The sequence below is a fragment of the Shewanella sp. K8 genome (assembly GCF_028823715.1).
Taxonomy (GTDB): Bacteria; Pseudomonadota; Gammaproteobacteria; order Enterobacterales; family Shewanellaceae; genus Shewanella; species Shewanella algae.
On the sequence record NZ_JAPEHY010000026.1, the window covers coordinates 54471 to 75567 of the forward strand.

The 21097-nt window shown below is 51.5% G+C and carries 11 protein-coding genes and 4 tRNA genes; 6 read left to right on the plus strand and 9 right to left on the minus strand.

Going from position 1 to position 21097, the window contains the following annotated elements:
• Positions 1–93 precede the first annotated feature (93 nt).
• The gene (locus tag ON072_RS14515; RefSeq protein ID WP_037436802.1) at positions 94–1059 is read left to right on the plus strand and encodes a DUF3187 family protein; all 966 of its coding nucleotides are present in this window, start codon (positions 94–96) and stop codon (positions 1057–1059) included.
• A 63-nt stretch (positions 1060–1122) separates the two neighbouring features.
• Here the strand turns inward: ON072_RS14515 and ubiK are convergent, their stop codons facing one another.
• Positions 1123–1377 (minus strand): ubiquinone biosynthesis accessory factor UbiK, encoded by a 255-nt coding sequence (gene ubiK / locus ON072_RS14520; RefSeq protein WP_025010065.1) that lies wholly within the window; start codon positions 1375–1377, stop codon positions 1123–1125.
• Positions 1378–1638: 261 nt separating this feature from the next.
• On the opposite strand from ubiK, the gene rep reads away from it, so the two are divergent.
• Entirely contained in the window at positions 1639–3651 is a 2013-nt protein-coding gene (gene rep / locus ON072_RS14525) for a DNA helicase Rep (protein WP_025010064.1), read from the plus strand.
• A gap of 21 nt (positions 3652–3672) precedes the next feature.
• Here the strand turns inward: rep and ON072_RS14530 are convergent, their stop codons facing one another.
• Positions 3673–6321, minus strand: a complete 2649-nt coding sequence (locus ON072_RS14530; RefSeq protein ID WP_274626081.1) for a sensor domain-containing phosphodiesterase — start codon at positions 6319–6321, stop codon at positions 3673–3675.
• Positions 6322–6542: 221 nt separating this feature from the next.
• Here ON072_RS14530 and ON072_RS14535 point away from each other — a divergent pair.
• The 4 genes from ON072_RS14535 (at position 6543) to ON072_RS14550 (ending at position 7171) form a co-directional block, all read left to right on the plus strand.
• Positions 6543–6619: transfer RNA gene (locus ON072_RS14535), tRNA-Arg, on the plus strand.
• A 44-nt stretch (positions 6620–6663) separates the two neighbouring features.
• A tRNA-His gene (locus ON072_RS14540) sits at positions 6664–6739 on the plus strand.
• Positions 6740–6871: 132 nt separating this feature from the next.
• A tRNA-Pro gene (locus tag ON072_RS14545) sits at positions 6872–6948 on the plus strand.
• A 146-nt stretch (positions 6949–7094) separates the two neighbouring features.
• Positions 7095–7171, plus strand: a tRNA-Pro gene (locus ON072_RS14550).
• 171 nt (positions 7172–7342) lie between these two features.
• On the opposite strand, the gene ON072_RS14555 is transcribed toward ON072_RS14550, so the two are convergent.
• The 7 genes from ON072_RS14555 to ON072_RS14585 form a co-directional block, all read right to left on the minus strand.
• Positions 7343–9262, minus strand: coding sequence for a bifunctional diguanylate cyclase/phosphodiesterase (locus ON072_RS14555; protein ID WP_062793964.1), 1920 nt, complete (start codon positions 9260–9262; stop codon positions 7343–7345).
• Between the two features lie 8 nt (positions 9263–9270).
• Positions 9271–9978, minus strand: a complete 708-nt coding sequence (locus ON072_RS14560; protein ID WP_025010063.1) for a transglutaminase-like cysteine peptidase — start codon at positions 9976–9978, stop codon at positions 9271–9273.
• A 17-nt stretch (positions 9979–9995) separates the two neighbouring features.
• Positions 9996–10601, minus strand: a complete 606-nt coding sequence (locus tag ON072_RS14565; RefSeq protein WP_025010062.1) for an OmpA family protein — start codon at positions 10599–10601, stop codon at positions 9996–9998.
• Positions 10601–12004, minus strand: a complete 1404-nt coding sequence (locus ON072_RS14570) for a TolC family outer membrane protein (protein WP_045283240.1) — start codon at positions 12002–12004, stop codon at positions 10601–10603. The genes ON072_RS14565 and ON072_RS14570 overlap by 1 nt, the downstream gene beginning before the upstream one ends.
• 33 nt (positions 12005–12037) lie before the next feature.
• Positions 12038–13420, minus strand: coding sequence for an HlyD family type I secretion periplasmic adaptor subunit (locus tag ON072_RS14575; RefSeq protein ID WP_045283239.1), 1383 nt, complete (start codon positions 13418–13420; stop codon positions 12038–12040).
• 1 nt (position 13421) lies between these two features.
• The gene (locus ON072_RS14580) at positions 13422–15593 is read right to left on the minus strand and encodes a type I secretion system permease/ATPase (protein ID WP_028780118.1); all 2172 of its coding nucleotides are present in this window, start codon (positions 15591–15593) and stop codon (positions 13422–13424) included.
• A gap of 102 nt (positions 15594–15695) precedes the next feature.
• On the minus strand, positions 15696–21097 hold a 5402-nt coding region (locus ON072_RS14585; RefSeq protein ID WP_274626082.1), incomplete at its 5' end, for a type I secretion C-terminal target domain-containing protein.

Sequence of the window (21097 nt, forward strand, 5' to 3'; positions counted from 1 at the left end):
AATGTGGTCGTGATTGAATCATCTATAATGAGTGTGAATCAATGCTGCAGTCATTTAAAATAACCGCCTATACAATCTGCTGTGAAGATACCTATGAAGAACTTTTCCAAAATCTGTTGGTTGCCGTTTTTTTTCAGTTTGCCCCTGCATGCTGAACTGGCCGATTTTGATGACTATGGGCCGCTGCGGGTCTATGCCCAGTCTCCCCTGCAATCCAGTAGCCTGGCCCCCATGTTGCGCTCGGGCTTTTCCATGGCTGAGGGACAAAAAGAATGGTATCTGACCGGTAACATCGCCAGTGTGTGGGCCGAGACGGACGATTATCTGGCCGATTACTATCACAACTCCTTAACTGGTGGTCTCAAGTGGCAAATCGATGACCGTTGGATGCTGGACGCCAATTACACTTGGCGTTTCAGTGGCAATAACCACTTGGATTCGCTGACCATGTGGTTCCACGATTCCTTCGGTTTCGATCAGAACGGTCGTGAGCATCAGCCGCGAAACCAGAATCAGATTTACTCCAAGCAACACGGTATCGATCTCAGTGATTTTGGCGGCAAGACGATGAATAACGCCTTCAACGTCTATCTGGGGTATCAACTGCTGCAAAATGAGCACCACGGCCTGTCTGTGGGGGGCAGCCTGTATTACAACTATGTGGGCTCGGGGCCTTTTGCCAATGAGAACTTTGAACAGGCGTTGCAGCTTAATTACAGCTATCGCAACGGACGGCACAACTTCCATTCAACACTTGGTCTGAGCTTTCGTCAGGACGAAGAGGTGTTGTCGGATGTACCCTATAAGTCCAACGCTTTGATGGTCGGCCTGGGCTATGAATACCGTGTCGGGCGTCATGGCTGGATGCTGGAGTACCACAGATACGAGGGAATGGCCGAGTCGGATGACGACTTCTCTGAAGCCTCAAATGAAGCCTTGCTGGGCTACCGTTATTATCTGGATCGCAGCGCCATAGAGTTCACTGTGATTGAAAACTTCCTCAACATGGATAACAGCACGGATATCGCCTTTACTCTGGGCTATCGGCATATGCTCTAATTTAGCCGTGTTGAAACATAAGGCCGCTCATGAGCGGCCTTATCCATTTTGGGGTGAGAGGTATTACTCTGCCTGTTCAGCCTTGGCTTCCAGTGCCTCGACTCTGGCTTGCAGGGCTTCCAGCTTTTCGCGGGTCTTGAGCAATACATGCTGCTGCACTTCAAACTCTTCCCGGGAGACCAGATCCAGTTTCAGCAACTGGTGTTGCAGTACTTGCTTGCTGCGCTCTTCAAACTCGCCGGCAAATTGCTTCAGCCCTGAAGGCAGGTTTTCGCTCAGCTGTTTGGCCATTTCTTCAATTTTCTTGGGGTTGATCATCTCTTTAATCCACTGGCAAGGTTTTAACTGATTGTAACTTATAGGCCGTACTGAACCCAAGGTTAACCTAAGGAAGGTGCGAACAAGTCCCATGTGTGCTCTGCGTCGGCTTACAGGCCGGATGCAAGGCGTGGTTCGCAGCAAATGGCCCTAGTCCTTTGCAAGAAGCACTTCCCTAAGGGGATTTTGGGGCTGCCTCCGGCACTGATTCTGGTATGATCTCAGCCTCTAAACCTTCCTTGTGTGAGATATCGATAACCCATGAAGCTCAATCCTGCCCAGAATGAAGCCGTCCATTATGTTTCCGGTCCCTGCCTGGTATTGGCTGGAGCCGGCAGTGGCAAAACACGGGTTATCATCAACAAGATAGCCCATTTGGTGCAGAAGTGTGGTTATCAGGCCAAGCATATCGCCGCTGTGACTTTTACCAACAAGGCAGCACGGGAGATGAAAGAGCGGGTGGCTCAATCCATGGGCCGTAAAGAAGCAAGGGGGTTGTGGATCTCTACCTTCCATACCCTGGGGTTGGAAATCATCAAGCGTGAACACAAGACTTTGGGCCTAAAGGCCGGGTTCTCTCTGTTTGACGATCAGGACACCTTGGCTCTGCTTAAAGAGCTGACCCAGGACGAGCTACAGGAGGACAAAGATCTGCTGCGGGCGCTGGCGACCATGATCTCCAATTGGAAGGGGGGCTTGGTGATCCCGGATCATGCCCGCAAGATAGCCAAGGGTGAACAGGAACAACTGTTCGCGCTCCTTTATCAGCGTTACGCCCAGCATATGAAGGCATACAATGCGCTGGATTTTGACGACCTTATCCTGCTGCCGACCCTGTTGCTGCGGCATAACGCCGATGTCAGAGTCCGTTGGCAGGCGAGGATCCGTTACCTGTTGGTAGATGAATATCAGGATACCAACACCAGCCAGTATGAACTGGTTAAATTACTGGTGGGAGAGCGGGCACGTTTTACTGTGGTGGGCGATGATGACCAGTCCATCTACTCCTGGCGCGGTGCCAAGCCACAAAACCTGGTGCTGCTGGGCAAAGACTTTCCCGAGCTCAAGCTCATTAAGCTGGAACAAAACTATCGCTCCAGTCAGCGAATATTGCGGGCGGCCAATATTCTGATCGCCAACAATCCCCATGTGTATGATAAGTCGCTGTTCAGTGAGTTGGCCTATGGCGAGCCGCTGCGGGTACTGTTTGCCTCCAACGAAGAGCAGGAAGCGGAACGGGTGGTGGCCGAAATTATTCGCCACAAGTTTATGGGCAAGACCAGTTATGGCGAGTACGCCATTCTCTATCGGGGAAATCACCAATCCCGTTTGTTGGAGCGGGCGCTGATGACCAACCGTATTCCCTACAAGCTCAGTGGTGGTACCTCATTCTTTGCCAGAGCCGAAATAAAGGACATCATGGCCTATCTGCGCTTGGTGGTGAACCCGGATGACGACAATGCCTTCCTGCGTATCGTCAACCTCCCTAAACGCGGAATTGGTCCGGCAACTTTGGAAAAACTGGGGAATTTTGCCAATCAGAAGCATATCTCCATGTTTGAGGCGATTTTCGACGCTGAATTGAACCATCATCTGCCATCGGCGGCTATGGGCTCACTGTATGAGTTTGGTCGTTTCATTGTCGATACCGGTGAAATCGCTCAGCGTGGTGAAGGGGTTGATGCCATCAAGCAGTTGATCCGCAAAATCAACTATGAAGACTATCTCTACGAAACCAGTGCCAGCGCCAAGGCGGCCGAGATGCGGATGAAAAATATCTCCGAGCTGTATCGCTGGGTGACAGAGATGCTGGCCGGTGACGATCTGGATGAGCCCATGAGCCTACCCGAAGTGGTCAATAGGCTGACGCTCAGGGACATGATGGAAAGAAACAATGAGGATGAGGGCGGCGATCAGGTGCAGTTGATGACACTGCACGCCTCCAAGGGGCTGGAGTTTCCCTATGTGTTTATGGTGGGAGTGGAAGAGCGGATTCTGCCGCATCAAACCAGCATAGATGAAGACAATGTCGATGAAGAGCGGCGTCTGGCTTATGTTGGCATCACCCGGGCCCAGAAAGAGCTGTGGTTTATGCTTTGCCGTGAGCGGCGCCAATTCGGCGAAACCATGCGTTGCGAACCCAGCCGCTTTTTGATGGAACTGCCTCAGGACGACCTTATCTGGGAAAACCGCAAGCCGCAGCAGAGTGAGCAGCAACGGATGGAAACCGGCAAGGCCAATATTGCCAACCTGCGGGATATGTTCAAGAAGTAAGCCTTGGCTTCAAGACCCGACTCAGGCGCAAACCTGGGTTGCCGTATCTATGACCTCGGTGTTGTTGCTGTCAGCGGCGCTCAAGCGACTCCCCAAGGCTTGTCCCTGGCCTGAGTTAAAGCCCATTTGCGCCAGTTGCTGTTTCTGCTCTTGGGTATTGACGCCATCCAATACCAATTCAAGCTCCAGCGCGCCGGCACTCAAGCGTATCGCTTTGAGCAAGCGTCTGTGGTGGGGGCTTTGCAGATGTGACACCAGGCAGGCATCCAGTCTCAGCACATTGACAGGCAGGAAGGATAGGCTGATCAAGGGGCTGTAACCACTGCCGTAGCCTGTGATCCCCAGAGTGACCTGCAAGCGTTTGAGCACTTCAAAGCCGTTGATATGGTTTTCCAGATCCCGTGACAAGGATTGCTCGTTGAAAAACAAGCAGAGGTCGTTAAGCGGGAAGCGGCAGTTTCTCAGGCAGTTTTTCAGACTGCGCAGCGCGTGTTTATGTTTGAGGTGCTGGCTACAGATGGCCAGATGCAACTTGGTACCTGCGGCCAGTTGCAGCTTGGGAAGTTCGCTGTTCAGCGCCTCTATCGCATACCTGTCCAGTTCCAGCTGTAAGTTGGCTTGCTCTGCCAAATTGGCGAGTTGTTGCTGTTTGATTTTGCCGTGTTGTGGATGAGGCCAATACAGGCGTACATCCAGTGCCTGTAGCTGCCCGGTCTTAAGATCCTGCACCGGGAAGTAACTGAGCCGAATTTGCTGGGTATCCAGGGCGTTTCTCAGTTCATTTTCCAGGCTCACATCCTGCATCAGTTGCTGATGCGATTTCTCATCGAATACCACATAGCAACCCTTGCCTCGGGTCTTGGCCATATACATGGCGGTGTCGGCATCCCGCAGAATGGACTCGCTGGTGTCATCTCTGTGAGGACCACTGACGGCTATACCGATACTGGCGCCTGAGTTGAACTGTTTATCGGCCAACTCGTAGGGGCGCGATAGCTCTTTGAGGATCCGCTCGGCGACTTCCTTGGCATCGTCGGCCGTGCGTAACCCGTCCAGCAAAATCACAAACTCATCGCCACCGAGACGAGCGAGGGTGTCGTTGTCGCGAATACAAAACTTGAGGCGGATGGCTGTCTCAACCAGAAACTTGTCGCCTTCCAGGTGTCCCAGGGTGTCGTTAATCAGCTTGAAACGGTCGAGATCGACGAACAGCAGAGCGAACTTGTCCTGCATGTGTCGGCGATTATGCTTAACGGCCTGGCTCAAACGCTCCATAAACATCAGCCGATTGGGCAAGCCGGTCAGGGCGTCGTGTTTGGCATCATGCAGCAGTTGTTGCTCTGCCTTTCGGCGCTGGGAGATCTCTTTTTGTAACTCTTGGTTGGTGGTGGCCAGCTCGCGGGTGCGCTCCAGGATCTTTTCTTCCAACTCTTCGTTGCTGCGTTTCAGTGCCTCGGTGGCCAGCTTACGCTCTATGGCCGTAGCTATATGCTGCGACACAAAGGTCAGCAGCTCAAGATCCTTGAACTGATAGTTCTGGTGCATGCTGAAGCTATAGATAGTCAGGGCGCCGGCAATTCTGTCCTGAATAAACAGTGGCACACCAATCCACTGGTGCATGCTCTGGGTGTGATTGAGCTCAGGAGCCTTGCTGTATATCTCTTTGGCGCACACCAAAGATTGGATATCACTCTGATCCAGTAATACGGGACGTTTCAATCTGAGCAGGTATTCCACCAGTCCGTCCATTAAGGGACGGCATTTGGGTGGCTGGTCACTTAGCTGGGAAACATAGAAGGGAAAGTGCAGCTCAGTTGCCGTGTCGTCCAGCAGGGCTATGTAACAGTTATTGGCGGGCAACAGATGACTGAGGACCCGGTGCAGCTCGGTATAAAACTCGCTGTCATCCAGGTTGGAGGAGGAGAGTTCGGCGATTTCAAACAGAGACTTTTGCAGTCTCTCGGCGCGGCGCCTCTCATAGACTTCCTGTTTCAGCTTATCGTAGGCCTGGCTCAGCTCCTGGGTTCTCTGGGTGATGGCTTGTTCCAGTTGTTCATGATGCCGTAATCGCTCCATGGCCCCGGCTATGTGGTGGCTGATGAAGGCCATCAGCTCCAACTCCATCTCGCCGTAGGAACTGGCAGGATTGTAGCTCTGTACCACCAAGACACCGATTGCTCTGTCATTTTGCATTATCGGCACGCCGAGCCACTGATGACAGGGAGAGCCGAGGGACATGATTTCCCCGGCGGCGGCCAGCTCTTCAGCTTTGCGCTCATCACACAACAGGGGCTTGGCCGTTCGCAGCACATAACCGGTGAGACCCTGCATCAGAATTTCAGATAGCTCCTGTTCCGGATAGAGCTCAGAAGGGTGGGAGTCTTTTTCATCGGAGAAAAACGGCAGTTCCAGATGTTGCCTCTGGGCATCGAGCAGGGAGATATAAAAGTTGTCGGCAGGGATCAGTTGCTGAAGGTGCAAGTGCATGCCTTGGTAGAAGCTCTCCATTGAGGTTGCCTTATTGGCAATATTGGAGATCTCCAGCAGCGCGTTCTGAGTGGCTTCGGCTCTTTTGTATTTGGCCGCCAGTCGTCTGAGTCTGGCAACCCTTTTTTCTAAACTCGAGACTTCCTGAGCCGAATGCTGATGGAGAGTTTCATCCCTAAACATGTTATCCGCCAAGGAATAATTGCAATATAATTGTTGTGTGGTTTTCAATCAAAGGATAGGAATAGCATGAAATACGGTATTATCCAAGTCAATTTTTTGGCTGGTGTCGGATAATTGTTGTGCTATTTAAGTCAAAACTTGAGCAAACAGCCGAAAAAAAGCAAATCAGGTGTAGACGCGGGGAGTAAATCCTCCTACTATATGCGGCGCTGACACGGCGGGCGCCCATAGCTCAGCTGGATAGAGCGCACCCCTCCGGAGGGTGAGGCCGAGGGTTCGAATCCTTCTGGGCGCACCAGTTTGATTCAACTGCTGTGCCAGTCAGTGAAAGAAATATCAGTGGTGATTGTAGCTCAGTTGGTAGAGCCCCGGATTGTGATTCCGGTTGTCGTGGGTTCAAGTCCCATCAGTCACCCCACTTCTTTCGTGAAGCGAGTCAGCTTCAAATCTTACGGTGATTAGCGCAATTGATAGCGCCTCCCGGTTTGGAAACCAGAGTGGAGCAGAGGGTGACCCTCTTCCTTTCAAGGTGCCCAATAAAGCAATATTTCGGTGATTAGCGCAGCCTGGTAGCGCATCTGCTTTGGGAGCAGAGGGTCAGAGGTTCGAATCCTCTATCACCGACCAAATTTGATTTATCTGACTTTACGTCGGGTAAAAGCTGGAAAGTATTTCGGTGATTAGCGCAGTTTGATAGCGCATGCCGATTTGGCAACCAGAGCGGAGCAGAGGGTGACCCTCTATTTGCAAAGGTAACCAGCAACACAGTATTTCGGTGATTAGCGCAGCCTGGTAGCGCATCTGCTTTGGGAGCAGAGGGTCAGAGGTTCGAATCCTCTATCACCGACCAAAACATTTAAGCCCCTGAGAAATCAGGGGCTTTTTTGTTGATTTCTTAGTACTCAACGCCTTCCTTTTTTCATCTTCTAGATGCTTACTAGATGCTTAAGTGTCTTGGGTCTTCGCTGTCTCTAGCAGCTTCTGGTAAAGGAAAGGCCCCCCGAAGGGAGCCTTATATCAGTTACGCAACATTCACCGGCGGTGAAATAAAGCCTTGGTATGCTTGGGTCTTGAGTGGCGTAAAGCGCTCCAACTGACCTTTCTCCTGAATACCTGTGACTATCACATCGATTTCCAGTCCTCGGGCCACGTTCACCAGTGCCCGGCACAGTTCGCTGTTGTGCTGGTTTTCATCATATTGTGCAAAGGATTGATCCAGCTTGACGTAAGCCGGCCGCAGGCTTTGCAAATAAGACATGGAGCCGAACTGACGGCCGAAGTGGTCTATCCCTATGCTGGCGCCATTGTCGCGGATAACGGTACACAGCGCCTGGCAGGCATCGATATCGGTATAGATGGCGGCTTCCGGTAATTCAAAGGCCAACCGGCTTGCATGGCGACTGTTACGCAGGAAGTGATTGAGCCATTCGTGGAACTTGGGATCGCTGATGCTGTGATGGGTGAGGTTAACCGCAACTGCTTCGGCATTTTTCTCCAACAACTCATCTTCGCTGATCTTTTCAATCAGGCAGCGGTCGAGCAGGCTACCCAAGGACAATAGCTCGACATAAGGCATGAACTGGCCGGCGTGTACCAGTTTGTCACCTATCTGCAGCTGACAGAAAAGCTCCCGCTGCAGTACGTTGTCTGAGTCCTGATAGTGCACTGGCTGCCAACGGAAACGGAACTGCTTACGGTTAATTGCTTCGGTAAGCTTGTCGCGCCATTGTTCGCGACTGAACAACTGCTGCTCATTGGTCTCCAACCAGTGATAGACCTTGCCTTCCTTGAGGGCGATTTGCAGGGCATTGTCAGAGCGTGCCAGCAGTTCTGAGCTATTCATCTGTCCTATGCGCTCGGCAATACCTATGGCGTAGTCTTCATTGGGTTTGCAACCCGCCTTGACCATTTCCTGGTTGATGGTGCGGATCAACGTCTGCAGATACTTACTTAACTGTTCACGCTCAACATTGGTGACCAGGAAAGCAAATTCATAGGCGGCGATACGGGCAATGACAGATTCACAGATTTCGCCCAGCTCATGCTGCAGTTTTTCCGAGAGTAGCTTGATAGTTTCGTCTCTTACCTGATAGCCATACTTGCTATGCACTTCTTCGAGCCAATCGAACTTGGTCATCATCAGGGCACCGCTGCCGGGTTCACCGAGCCAACCACCAATTCGGCCCATCATATATTGACGGTTGGGTAGGTTGGATACCTGATCCACCAGATTCTTCTTCCTGAGTGCGGTAACTTCTTCGTCCAGAGAGCTGAAGATCTTCTTCAACTGGGCCGACATGCTGTTGAAGGCGTTAACCACATCCCTGAGTTCCAGGGTTTTGGGGAGCGGCATATCCGGGCCGAATTCCCGTTTGGCAATGCTCTTGGCGTGTTCGGCAATGGCATGCAGTGGACTGAGGATCCAGGTCAGGCCCAGACGGGCGAATAGAATGGCGACCAAAAACAGGATTGAAAAGGCTATCAGGGTGTGGCTCATAATGCGCCACAGTTCATGGTAGCCGAAACCCGGGTGCGCGGTAATTTCCAACTTGGCCAACTGCAACCAACCCGAAGTGATGGTGCTTTCCTTGCGTAACGGGGTGAAGATCCCCAGATCGATAAACCATTGGGGCACATCTTCGATGCGGATATTGTTATTCCAGACCTGCTGTTTACCGTCGACCAACCAGGTGAGTTTCACCTCTTGGTAATAGCCACCCTCGAAGATGACATTCACCATGGTTTCTGCGGTGGCGAGATCACCGGCCTCCAGCGATGGAACCAACATCAATCCCAATGAATGGCTGACATTATTGAGGTCCGACTCCATCTGCTCGGTCAGAAAGTTCTGGGTCTCATTGAATTGCACATAGCCCACACTGGCTACAACCAAGAGAAACAGCCCAAACAGTAACGAGTATATCTGTCGAAACAGTGTCATTGCTGTAGCTACTCCAGTTTTAATTTTGGCTGACGTAAGCGATCAGCCCCTAATCTGTGTCTCAGGTCATTCCACTTTTCCAAGCGAGCGGATGAGCCTGCCAATACACCGCGTCCTTTCTCTTTGTTTAGCCACAATTGCTTACCGTTAAAGCTGTACACAGGGATCAGGTCTCTGCGTTGAGTTGCCGGTTTGAGCTCGCGATCCAGGTTGTCCAGAATAAGAGGAACAGAGGAGGGCGTCTCATAATAGGCCAGCACCATATGGTACTGATTAACACTGGTTGCCTTAACCATGGTGATGCGCATCTTGTCTTCAGGTATGCCCAACTGCAGCAGAGTGAAGTATTTGGCGATGGAGAAGTCTTCACAGTCACCACCATTTACTCCGATAAACTCTAAAGGGGTGGCCCAGTAGTTGGCCATCCCCCAGAGCTTGATATCATCTACAAAGCGAAACAGGTTAAAGAAGTTGTTTACCTTGGTGATTTTCCCCATATCGTCCAACCCTTGCGCCTCGTCCAATATCTTGAACCAAGCTCTGGCTCTGAGGCCTGCCCGCTCGCCATAACGAGCTTCCAGTGTCCTGGTAATGCTGTTGGGGTCGAGCTGTTGGGTTGAAGCGGCGTACAGGCATGACACTGCTAGAGTCGATGCCAGTACTGTGTAATGGCAGACCCGTCTGAGCAGTGAATACTGGTTGAGCCTGCCTGTCATATGGGGATATCAAGGTCCTATTTCACTTCTTGATCCACAGTGTAGATGTTCCACTTCATATCGGCCATAGTGTCTTCGCCTGTTACTTCGGCGATCACTCGGCGGTTACGTTTGTGGGCCAATTGCGTATCTGTTGGATCTACTGGTCTATCGTAACTGTAACCTATGGCTGTCAGTCTATCGGCAGTGATACCGAATTGATCTTCAAGCACTTTGGTTACGGCGTTTGCCCGATTCTGTGACAGCTCGAGGTTATGCTCATAGCTGCCGGTACGGCTACAGTGTCCTTCAATCGTCACCTTGGTGCTGGGATATTGCTTCATAAAGTCAGCAATAACACCAATTTGATCATAGTACTGAGGATCTATGTAGAAGGAGTCGTTGGCAAAGAGTATTTTCAACTCGGAACGCTCATTGATAGGCTTGATCTTACCACAACCATAGTTATCAATGTTGGCACCTTCAACGGTACCTGAGCAGCGCTCACGGGCTTCGATAACACCGTCTCTGTCATTATCATTGAGATCGTTGACCTGAGCTGTCGGCTGATCCATGGAAACCGTGTCACGCATTGAGCAGCCCGCCAGTATGGCGACGCTAAGCAGGGTGATAAAGAGTTTCATTATTTAACTCCTCCTTCATATTCACGCTCCCCTTTCCATACATCGGGGCGAGTGACTCTAAGCGAGTCTAGTAGTTGACCTGTGGCATTGAGTACGCGGTATTTGGCAATCACTTCGTCGTACTCGGCGGTCAGATAGTCTTTTCTGGCTTCAAACAGCTCATTCTCGGTATCCAGCAAGTCGAGCAGGGTGCGCTGACCCAGGTTGAACTGCTGTGAGTAGGCGACTTGAGTGTCTTTGGCGGCAATGACATGCTCGCGAATATACTGCTTCTGTGGCCCCAGGAACTCATAAGCGTTCCAGGCAAGGTTGGCGCCTTCAACCACTTCACGATAGGCGCGCTCACGGATCTCTTTAGCTTCACCTATCTTGTAGCTGGCCTCTTTCTCGCGAGCCAAGTCGCGGCCACCGGCGAACAGGTTATAACGAACCCTGACCATGGCCAGAATGTCATTGTTGTAGCCGCCGACATTTTGGCTGGCGATACGGCTAAAACCGTCTTCACCGTCCAGGTTGTTGTTCAGGTTGCCTTCCACTTCCAACGTGATCTTGGGGTAGTAGTTGGACTGAGCCGACGACTTCTCATACTCGGCGGCGCGAATATCACTGGTGGCCGACTTGAGAATAGGATGGTACTCCTGAGCCATCTTGATACTGGCATCTATATCTGCCGGCAACATATCGGCATCCGGAACCGGTACTATCAGGTCTTCCGGCTGCTGATGGGTGATGCGGAAAAACTGACTCTTGGCATCGAGGAAGTTATTGCGCGCCGACACTACGTTGGCGTTGGCACGGGCCAGACGACCTGTGATTTGCGACAGATCCGCAGTAGAACCCAGGCCCGAATCAGTACGCTGCTTGATCTGCTCGTAGATATCCTGGTGGCTCTTGAGGTTCTTCTCTGCCAGTGTCAGCACCTGCTCGGTACGTATGTAGTTGATATAGACCTTGGCAACATCCAGCGCCATATCTTCGGCAGCGGCAAACAGCGCCCATTGATCGGCACTGGCTTCGAAGCTGTATCTGTCGACTTCACTGCTGGTAAAGAAGCCGTCGAACAGCATCTGCTTGATGCTGACACCGAATTCGCCTCGTTTGAGTTCAATTTCATCATCCAGGGTGCCGGCCAAACGGCGACGAGTGGCCGGACTGTCTGTGTATTCATAGCCGTAGCCACCGGTAATATCTACCGTTGGCATATAACCGGCTATGGCCTGGTTCACCTGCTCTTCACGAGCCTTGAAGCGGTTAAAGGCGAGCCGTAGTTCCGGGTTGGTATCCAATGTCTGCGCTACGGCTTGTTCCAGGGTCTGACCAAACCCTGCCGTGGGCAACATCAGCCCGGTAATCGCCAGTGCCAAGGCACTGGGTTTCACCAGCCGAGTAACTTTCTTGTTCATGCTAAACCCTCCAGGTTTATTGTGACTTTGAGCCTAGCGTTCTCTTAACGCTGTTTCTTTGGCCCTTAGAATGGGATTAAGTATGTACTCAAGGACAGTTCTTTTCCCGGTAATTACGTCAACAGAGGTCAACATGCCGGGAATAATGGGCATCTCAGTGCCATCGTCTTTAATTAAACTGGACTCTTCGGTCCGCACTTTTACCAAATAAAAGCTGTTGCCTTCTTCATCCTGAGTAGTGTCTGCACTTATCTGTTCCACAGTGCCTTTCAACCCGCCGTAACGGGTAAAATCATAGGCGGTAACCTTAACTATGGCGGGCAGCCCCGGATGCAGGAAGGCGATATCCTTTGGCAAAATTCGGGTTTCGATCAGCAATTGGTCTTCGGAAGGAACTATCTCCATAATATCGATACCTGGCTGAACAACGCCGCCCAATGTATTGATATTTATTGTTTTAATGGTTCCGTTGACCGGTGAAGTGATAACGGCTTTGCTGACTTTATCCTTGGTTCCCACTTGGGCCTCATTCATTCTTGCCAGCTTGGCCTGCATTTCATTGAGTTGTGCGCGGGAATCGGCGGCGTAAACCAATACCGCTTCCCGGCGCTTGAGTATCGCCTCATCCATGTTGGCTTTGAGCTTAGGGCGCATTACTCTGAGGGTCGCCAGCTCGCCTTGAATGTCGTTAACTGTACGTTCCAGCTTCAAGAGTTCCACCTCGGGCACTATGCCTTTCTGTGCCAGAGGTTTGGTCAGTTCCAGCTCGCGGCTGACCAAGCGATAACTGGTACTCAGGGTGCCGATTTTTGAGGTTAACTCTTCGGTTTCCTGCTGCCGCTGCTGGATTTGCCTTGCCTGGATTTCGACCTGGTTGCTGAGGTTGTCCAGACGGCCGGCGTATTCATCCTGTTGGCGCTTGACCAGCTCAGGCTCCTTCTCGGCCAGTTCGGCAGGAAATACCAGCGGGATCTTGGTGATCTTGAGCTGTTCCCGCCAATCGTTGGCCATGTCTGAGATAAAGATACTGTTCAGCTCGGCCTGCAGGCGAATAACGTTGGCCTGCAGGCTGTAGACCTCTTGCTCCTGCTGGGCGGCATCGGAACGGAAACGTGTGTCATCGATGCGAACCAAGGGCTCACCCTGTTTGACCAGCATGCCTTCTTGAACGTACATCTCTTTCAAAATACCGCCGTCCAGACTTTGGATGACCTGTACCTGGGAAGAGGGGATCACTTTACCCGTGCCCTTGGTAACTCGGTCGAGAGAAGCGAAATAGGCCCAGGTGAGGAAGCAGAGCATCATTATCGCCAGCGACCAGATGATCAATCTGTGGCTGGTGGGAGCATCTGTCATCATGGCGCCGTAGACATCGTCTACCATTTCCAAGTCATCAGAAGTCAGGTGCTTATTCATATTACTTGCCTCCTGCCATCAGCCCTTGGTTGAGCTTTTCGAGCACCTTATCCTTAGGACCGTCGGCAATGATGTGGCCTCTATCCATCACTATGATGCGATCCACCAGATTCAGCAGGTGCATCTTGTGAGTGATGATCAGCAAGGTTCTGTCTCGGCTGACATTATGCATTGAGCGCATGAATTGCTTCTCGGCTCTGGCATCCAGGCTGGCTGTGGGTTCATCCATCAACAGCACGGGTGGGTCATTGAGTATGGCTCTGGCCAAGGCCACGGTTTGCCGTTGGCCCCTGGACAGAGAGTGGCCGCCTTCACCTACCTGTTGATCCAGGCCTTCCGATTCCATATCGGTAAACAGGTTGACCCCGGAAAGCTGTACCGCTCGGATCAACTGGTGCTCGGTGACCTGACGGGTGCCGAAAAGAATATTGTCTCTGACCGAACCGTGGAACAGGGTGACATCCTGTGGCAGATAACCGAAGTTACGGCGTAGATCGCTGGGGTGGATCTGGGCACTGTCTATGCCATCGTATCTTAGGCTGCCGTTACTGGGTTTGAATAACCCGACCAGCAGCTTGGCCAAGGTACTCTTACCGCTGCCATTACGGCCGATAATGGCTATCCGCTCGCCGGGGCGGATCCTCAAGGCGAAGGGATGCAATACAGGTTTTTCCGAACCAGGGTAACTGAAGCTGAGGTCGTCGGCTTCTATCTTGCCCATCAGGCGCTGTTTGCTGACCAGGTGGCCTTTGTTTTCAAACTCATCTTCCTGGGTCATTATCTGATCCAGCTGTCTCAGCGCGCTGGCCGTCTGGTTGGCTCGAGTCATCAAGCCGGCCAGTTGCGCCATGGGTGCAACTGCTCTGCTGGCAAGCATCACAGCGGCAATGATCCCACCCATGGAAATATCATTGTCGGCAACCCGGTAGACGCCGAGAATGACTACACTGACGACGGTCAACTGCACCACAAAGTTGGCAACGTTGGCCACTGAGTTGGAGAGCTTTTTCGATCTCAACTGCCAGTTGGCAGTGTGGCCTATCATCTGCTGCCAGGCTTTTTGTACCAGGCCTTCCGCGCCGTATGACTTGATGGACTCCAGAGAGGCCAGACTTTCGATTAGATGGCCGTGTTTGAGGCTGGCAAATTTATTGCTTTCCTCAATGGCAGTCTTGAGCCTGGGCTGAATGATCAGGGTATAGCTGATGATGATTAAGCTGGCGATTAATGGGATCAGTGCCAGATCGCCGGCGACCAGATAGATGATCAACATAAACAGCAGGGCGAAGGGCAGGTCGACCAAGGTGGTGATGGTCGCCGAGGTAAGGATCTCCCTGATACTGTCAAACTCACCTAATTGACGCGCCATGCCGCCGACACTGGCCGAGCGGTTTTCGAGGGGAATACCGATTGCCTTATAGAACAGTCGCGACGAGACGATGATGTCGACTTTCTTACCGGCAACATCGATAAGGTAACTTCTCAGCTGTCTCATGACCAAATCAAACAGATAAGCAATACCGGCTCCGATGGCCAGTACCCACAGTGATTCGAATGCCAGGTTGGGCACCACTTTATCGTAGACGTTCATGATAAACAGCGGTGAAACCAGGGCAAACAAGTTCACCAGGATTGAGGCAATCAGGGCATCACGATAGATGGGGGCCGAGTCTTTGATGGTTTGCAGTAACCAGTGTTTACTGTGGTCGTGATGATAAACATCAAACCCCATATCGCCACGGTACTGCTGTTTAACCAGAAACAGATAGCCTACATAGAGGGTTTCCAGCTCCTCCATGGACAGGCGTTGTTCGCCGCCGGTTTCTGGTAATTGGATCACGGCATGCTGTTGCTCCAGATCCAGCTCGCGAAGAATGCAGGCTTTCTTGTCTTTCAAAAGCAAGATACAGGGAAGCTGAATAGCAGTAACCTGATTCAAGCCTTTACGGGAAAGCTTGGCGGTTAGGCCGGCCCTTGCAGCTGCCTGAGGTACCAGTTCCGGGGACAGAATAGCCGAAGACAGGGGCAGGCCTGCCGCCAGAGACTCACTGGAACAGGGGCTGCCAAAGTATTCCGTCAATAGAACCAGACTGTCGAGCAGAGGATCCACAGTGACTCGCTGGGAAGCCGAGATAGTCCATTGCTCAGGTTTAGGTGAAGCGGATGCGGTCACAGAACGACTTATCCTTTCGTTTTATATGATTAATTCTAGTATCAGCCATGCTAGCCCATATTGCGAATTGCAATATGGGCTAGCATTCAAACAACAGAGCTTTTAAAACACTGAATCCAGCGTTTTTTGCTCATCCAGCCCACTGGAGCTGGTTTGACTGACATAGGAGGAACCAGGGTTACCCGATTGAGTGTCGACAATCAGAGGGCCATCGCCACTGTTCCCCAGTAAGCCATTGATAATGTCGCTTTCATCACTGCCGTATGTCGCAAACAGGTCGACACCGTCGAGCACTATGTGCTGATCGAATTCACCATCCAGATCTGCATCGATCGAGATAGTGGTATTGCCATCAGCAACACTGAATTCGAAATATTGCTCCAGTGAGTTGTGCTCTTCACCCAACAGCAGATCACTGAGGTTCAGCTGATCTTTGTTGAGCTCAAAGTCAGTGATATGGTCGGTGCCGGTTTCACCCGCTTTCCAGCTGAAGGTATCTACGCCTTGGCCACCGGTGAGCCAATCATCACCATTGCCGCCAACCAGCAGGTCGTTGCCATTACCACCGAACAGCATGTCATTACCATTGCCGCCGTAGAGTTCATCATTACCGCCTTGGCCAAACAGAATATCGCTTCCGTCACCGCCGCGGATGATATCACCCTTGTCGTTGGCGCTTGACTTATCAAAGAGGTTTGAATGCTCGCTGATATAGTTGTGAATTTCAGCATCGGTCACATCACTTTGGCCCAACTCGCCGGCAATAAAGGCTTTGAGCGCGTTGTAACCCTGACCTTGAATACCATCAAAGCGAATCACGTCACCGAAGATGATGTCGTTACCCGCACCGCCATCCAAGGTATCTGAGCCAGGCATATTGGTGATTTCATTGCCGAGAATAGCGTCGGCAAGTTCATCGGCATCGATGTTGGTCTGGACGTTGCCATCTGTATCGTAAGACTGCAGGTCATCCTCATCGATATTGGAGCCCATTCCTATGGCTTCAACCGTGACACCCAGGCCAGAGAGTAGAGCAAAACCAGCTTCGGAATTCGCCGTAGTGTCCGAATTGGTACTGCTGCCGGTACCAGCCAAGGCATAGTAATCATAGTTACCTTGGGCATCGGGTCGCATGGCTCCAACAGGGCTTCTGCTCACGTTGTTAAAGTCTTCTACACTGAACACGTTACCGCTTTCGTCAATTACCACATGTCCGTTAACGGTATAGACTTGGCCGAATACGTAGGCTGCGCCAATGACTTGTGACAAGCTACGATCATTACCACTCCACCACGTGTCGTAGATCTTCGGGTTCCCACCGGCATTGGCGTTGTAGTAAGTTGGTTTGCCGTCAGTGATAAAGAAGGCCAGGTTAGTGGCACCGCTATTATCTTGAGCATCGCCATTGGCGAACCAGTTGGCTGTGGTGGTGAAGACATCCTCATAGTTGGTGCCGCCACCGCTGCTCATGTCATTCAGGGCATTCTGAAGAGTGCTCAATGCATTGGGGTCATTGAGATCTACACTGATGCTGCCCTTGGCATGAGTATCAAAATCGACCAAGAATATTTTCACGGTGCCGCTTTGCTCACCACCTGCACTGTCTTTGAGAGTTTCAAATACCTGTGCCAACTGGGACTTCATGGTATTAAGTGTGCTGGTGTTGATACTCCCCGAGCTATCGACCATAAAGGCGATATTGTAATCCTGCCCGGGAACCACGACTGTGCCATCCAGGTCGCCGATAACGATATCTTCGGCGTTACCCAAATTGACCGTTTGATCGCCTGGACCCGCTTCAGTGACCTGATAGTTAAATACAGGCACCACCGCAATATTGCCGGTGTAAGAGTCACCATCGGCATCGGTTACCGTTACTGCAAAGTCCAGGTCGCCGTCTTCGGTGCCCTGCATGGTCTGGTACTGATAGAAGTCCCAGTGGCCTGTACCAGGGGTGAATTCCAGCTTAAAGACCAAGTCGCCCGAGTCTGTTTGGCCCAGCAAAGTATTGCCTGAAAGGGTCACTTCAACGGCTTCCCCGCTGGCGGTAACCAGGGACGTGTCGGTCACACCTGCCAATGCAAGGCTGCCTTGGCCATCAGCGCCCCATTGGGCCGTTACTTCACCGGAAGCATAGGCGATTGCCGGGGCATTGCCTGTACCAGTGAATTCTATCGAGGAAATCGTGAAGTCACTGTTGTCTCCATGGCTGGGGGCTGTGCCGTTGTCGGTTGCCTTGATAACAACTCTATCAAAGCCACCATCCTGCACGTTAAAGTCAGCCGCATAGTCACCGTTACCGGCATCAGAGCTGAAGGTTTGGGTCGATATAAGTTGGCCATCACGCCAGAACTCAACCACACCGCTTTCAAGCTCACCTCCGAAGATGTTGGCAAACTCTATCTTCATGCCGAACGCCAGGGTGTTGGGATCCAGATCTATGATGACTTCTTCAGAAACGCCGGTGCCATCAGCAAATTCACGGAAATCTACTTCGTTGGCTATGTTGTGGTATGGCGAGCCAACACTGGCAACCCCTATGCCTGAACTGCTGCCGTTAATATTTGCCGAGGTCAGAGTGTGGTCGGTAGATGAGGTAAAACCTCTGGCAGTGATGGTGAAACCATTAAAGTCCAGTTCCCCTCTATTACCTGTGTAACCTGTCAGATCGAAGGCGCCTATGAGAGTATCCGGAATATCGGTTACCGTAGCCGTTACCGGAGCTGTATCAGGCATGTAAGGCGCATCATCTTCGACGCTGACCACGAAGCTACCGGAGACAGTACCGCCATTGCCGTCATTAACACTGACACCAAATGTCAGATCTTTAACATCTTCAATGCTGGTATCGGGGTGATCTATTGGTCCCAACAGATTGACCTGATAGTCCCAATCACCACTGCCATTACCCGCTGGCGGTGTCAGTACCACAGTCATTACTGCAAGGTTACCTACAGAGCCTGTCAGGGTGTGAGTCGCAACGTCCCACTGCCAGGTAACAGCCTGGCCACCTGAGGTGATACCACTTGGTGGTGTCAGGCTAACAGTCAGTGCATCACCATCCACATCCTGAAGCTGGATAGTGCCATTTGCAGTGGCACTGTCAGTGGTATCACTGCTGCCGTTTGAATCCGGCAGGCCATTGGTCAAGCCTTCCTCAGAGACAACAGCATTGGTAGTGGTAACGATAGTCGGTGCGTCGTTGACACTGTTGACCTTGATGGTCAGGGTCGCAGTATCACCATTGTTGGTCACATAGGTGATAACGGGCACAGTACCGTTCCAGTTGGCTTCCGGAGTAAAGGTATAACTACCATCCAGATTGATAACCAGAGTGCCACCCTCAACAGCGACATCTTCTCCTGCGCTGTAGACCTGGCTATCCCCGGCTACGGTAAAGCTGGCCAGTTCAATGTCTTGGCCATCGCTGAACTCACCTGTGTCATTGTCAAAAATGTTGCCGGTTGCCAGCTGATCTTCATTGATTTCTTGATAATCATCCACAGCAGACGTGTACTTCTCGACTTTAACATCCAGAGTCGATACTGCGGTTTGGTTGTTGTTATCTGTACCAACAATCTCAATACCTGAAATCTTCAGAGAGTCGACATCTATGTTGTGGGGGAGATTCCCTATCAGCTCAGCGTTGACTATGATATTGCCTTCACTGCCTGCCGCTATGGCAGACCAATCCAGACTGATCTTCAATACGTCTTTATTTGGACCATTACCCGGCATTGAAGCTATCAGGTACTCACCCTCAAGGCGCCAGCTCAATGGGAAGTTTTCTCTTATCCCTTCCACTGTAATACCGCTGAAGTCACCATTTTGATAGTTGAAGCCGAAGTCTGAAAGTTCACTGTCACCAGCCTTGAAGCGCAGTGACTGTTGATCGGTATCCAGGTTGTCATCCTGCAAACCAAATTCATCCAGACTGGCCAGTGCATAGGAGGTAATCGCGACTGGAGCGCCTCCTGGAGCATCCAGGTGAATATCCAGATTGCCGTTGGTCTGATCGCCGTCACTGTCAGTGACCACTACACCAAAGTCCAGATCCAGAGGCTCTGTGGAGCTGACGATCTCCTGAGCGGTTGTGCCGGTCAGTTGGAACTTGGCACCGTCAGGCGTTACAGCACTCAGCTCGATATAGGCGATAGCGCCCAAATCACTGATAACTTCGTTGGGGCCGATTTCGCCTTCACCCAGCAGTTGACCGTTGGCATCATAGGCCTTGTAGTGCACCAGCACAGGGTCGTTATTACCGACGTTGAAGTTAAAGCTGGCACTGGCTACTGTGTCTGCATAGTCAACGATAAGGGTCTCATCACCTGAAACCCAAGGGTTAGCCACCCCAAAGCCGTTGTCTGTACCATTGACATCGGCCAAGTCTCCGTTGCCATCACGGCCGTAAAGCGTGAAAGCAACTTCGGCATCAGAGGGCACTTTGCTTGGATCGTTGTATATGTTGTAGGCACCGGTAGCGTTGTCATAAGTGACATACACGGTACCGCTGATGCCTCCTTTACCTCCGTCCAACGCGCCAATGTCTATCTCTTCCAGCTTGTCTATGCTCTGCAATATATCCAGTTGATAGCTGTCGCTGTTTGGATCTGTGTTGAGGGTAAAGATCAGCGTCTGATCAGGGTTAGACGCATCATAGGCCGTAGCAGGGCTTTCATCGCTTGTATAAGCGAACAGTTGATCCGGGTTGTTTGGATCGACAAAGAAGAAGACTGTTTTGCCTCCGGCCGTGATATCAGAAGCACCAAAGTAGGTTTGAGAACCAGCATCCCAGCCGTTTACGTTGCCGCTGAGATCGGCACTATAGTCTTTATCTGCTCCTGATGTGTTCATGACCCCAGTATAGGTGCCAACAGTGTTGACCCCATCCAAGATAGGTTCAACATCGACAACAGGTGAGTCGTCTTCAACTGTAACCTGGAATGAACTTGAGTCTGTCGCTCCTGAACCATCCGCGACATCAATGCCAAAGTTCAAATTGAGCACATCTTCAACATTGGCTACAGGATGATCCAGTGGAGCATGCAGTGTGACCTCATAACCCCAAGTACCACTGCTGTTACCCGCAGGAGCCGTGAGCGATATGGTCATCACCACAGTTGAACCGGCAGAGCCTGTCAAAGTCTGAGTACTGGCATCCCAACTCCAGGTTACATCGACGCCTCCGGAGGTTATACCTGATGGGCCGCTAAGCGTAACTTCCAGCTCATCGTTGTCAGGATCTTGCAGCTCAATGGTACCGTTGGCTATCACGGCATCTGTTGTATCTGTGTCGCCTACATCATCCGGCGCACCATCGGTCAGCCCCTCTTCAGATACGGCAACATTGGTGATGTTACCTATGCTTGGTGGGTTCTGGGCATCAAGAATAGTGGTGTCGGCGCTGTTGTTGGCACCAATGCTGGCATCGGCACCGCTGACACTGTTAATGGTGACGGTGAAGTCTTCAGCGCCTTCATAGATACCGTCGTTAATGGTGCTGA

Coding starts and splice junctions, on each gene's coding strand:
- ubiK (WP_025010065.1), bottom strand. CDS start 1,377: ATGATCAACCCCAAGAAAATTGAAGAAATGGCCAAACAGCTGAGCGAA.
- ON072_RS14570 (WP_045283240.1), bottom strand. CDS start 12,004: ATGAACAAGAAAGTTACTCGGCTGGTGAAACCCAGTGCCTTGGCACTG.
- ON072_RS14575 (WP_045283239.1), bottom strand. CDS start 13,420: ATGAATAAGCACCTGACTTCTGATGACTTGGAAATGGTAGACGATGTC.
- ON072_RS14560 (WP_025010063.1), bottom strand. CDS start 9,978: ATGACAGGCAGGCTCAACCAGTATTCACTGCTCAGACGGGTCTGCCAT.
- ON072_RS14530 (WP_274626081.1), bottom strand. CDS start 6,321: ATGTTTAGGGATGAAACTCTCCATCAGCATTCGGCTCAGGAAGTCTCG.
- ON072_RS14565 (WP_025010062.1), bottom strand. CDS start 10,601: ATGAAACTCTTTATCACCCTGCTTAGCGTCGCCATACTGGCGGGCTGC.
- ON072_RS14515 (WP_037436802.1), top strand. CDS start 94: ATGAAGAACTTTTCCAAAATCTGTTGGTTGCCGTTTTTTTTCAGTTTG.
- ON072_RS14555 (WP_062793964.1), bottom strand. CDS start 9,262: ATGACACTGTTTCGACAGATATACTCGTTACTGTTTGGGCTGTTTCTC.
- rep (WP_025010064.1), top strand. CDS start 1,639: ATGAAGCTCAATCCTGCCCAGAATGAAGCCGTCCATTATGTTTCCGGT.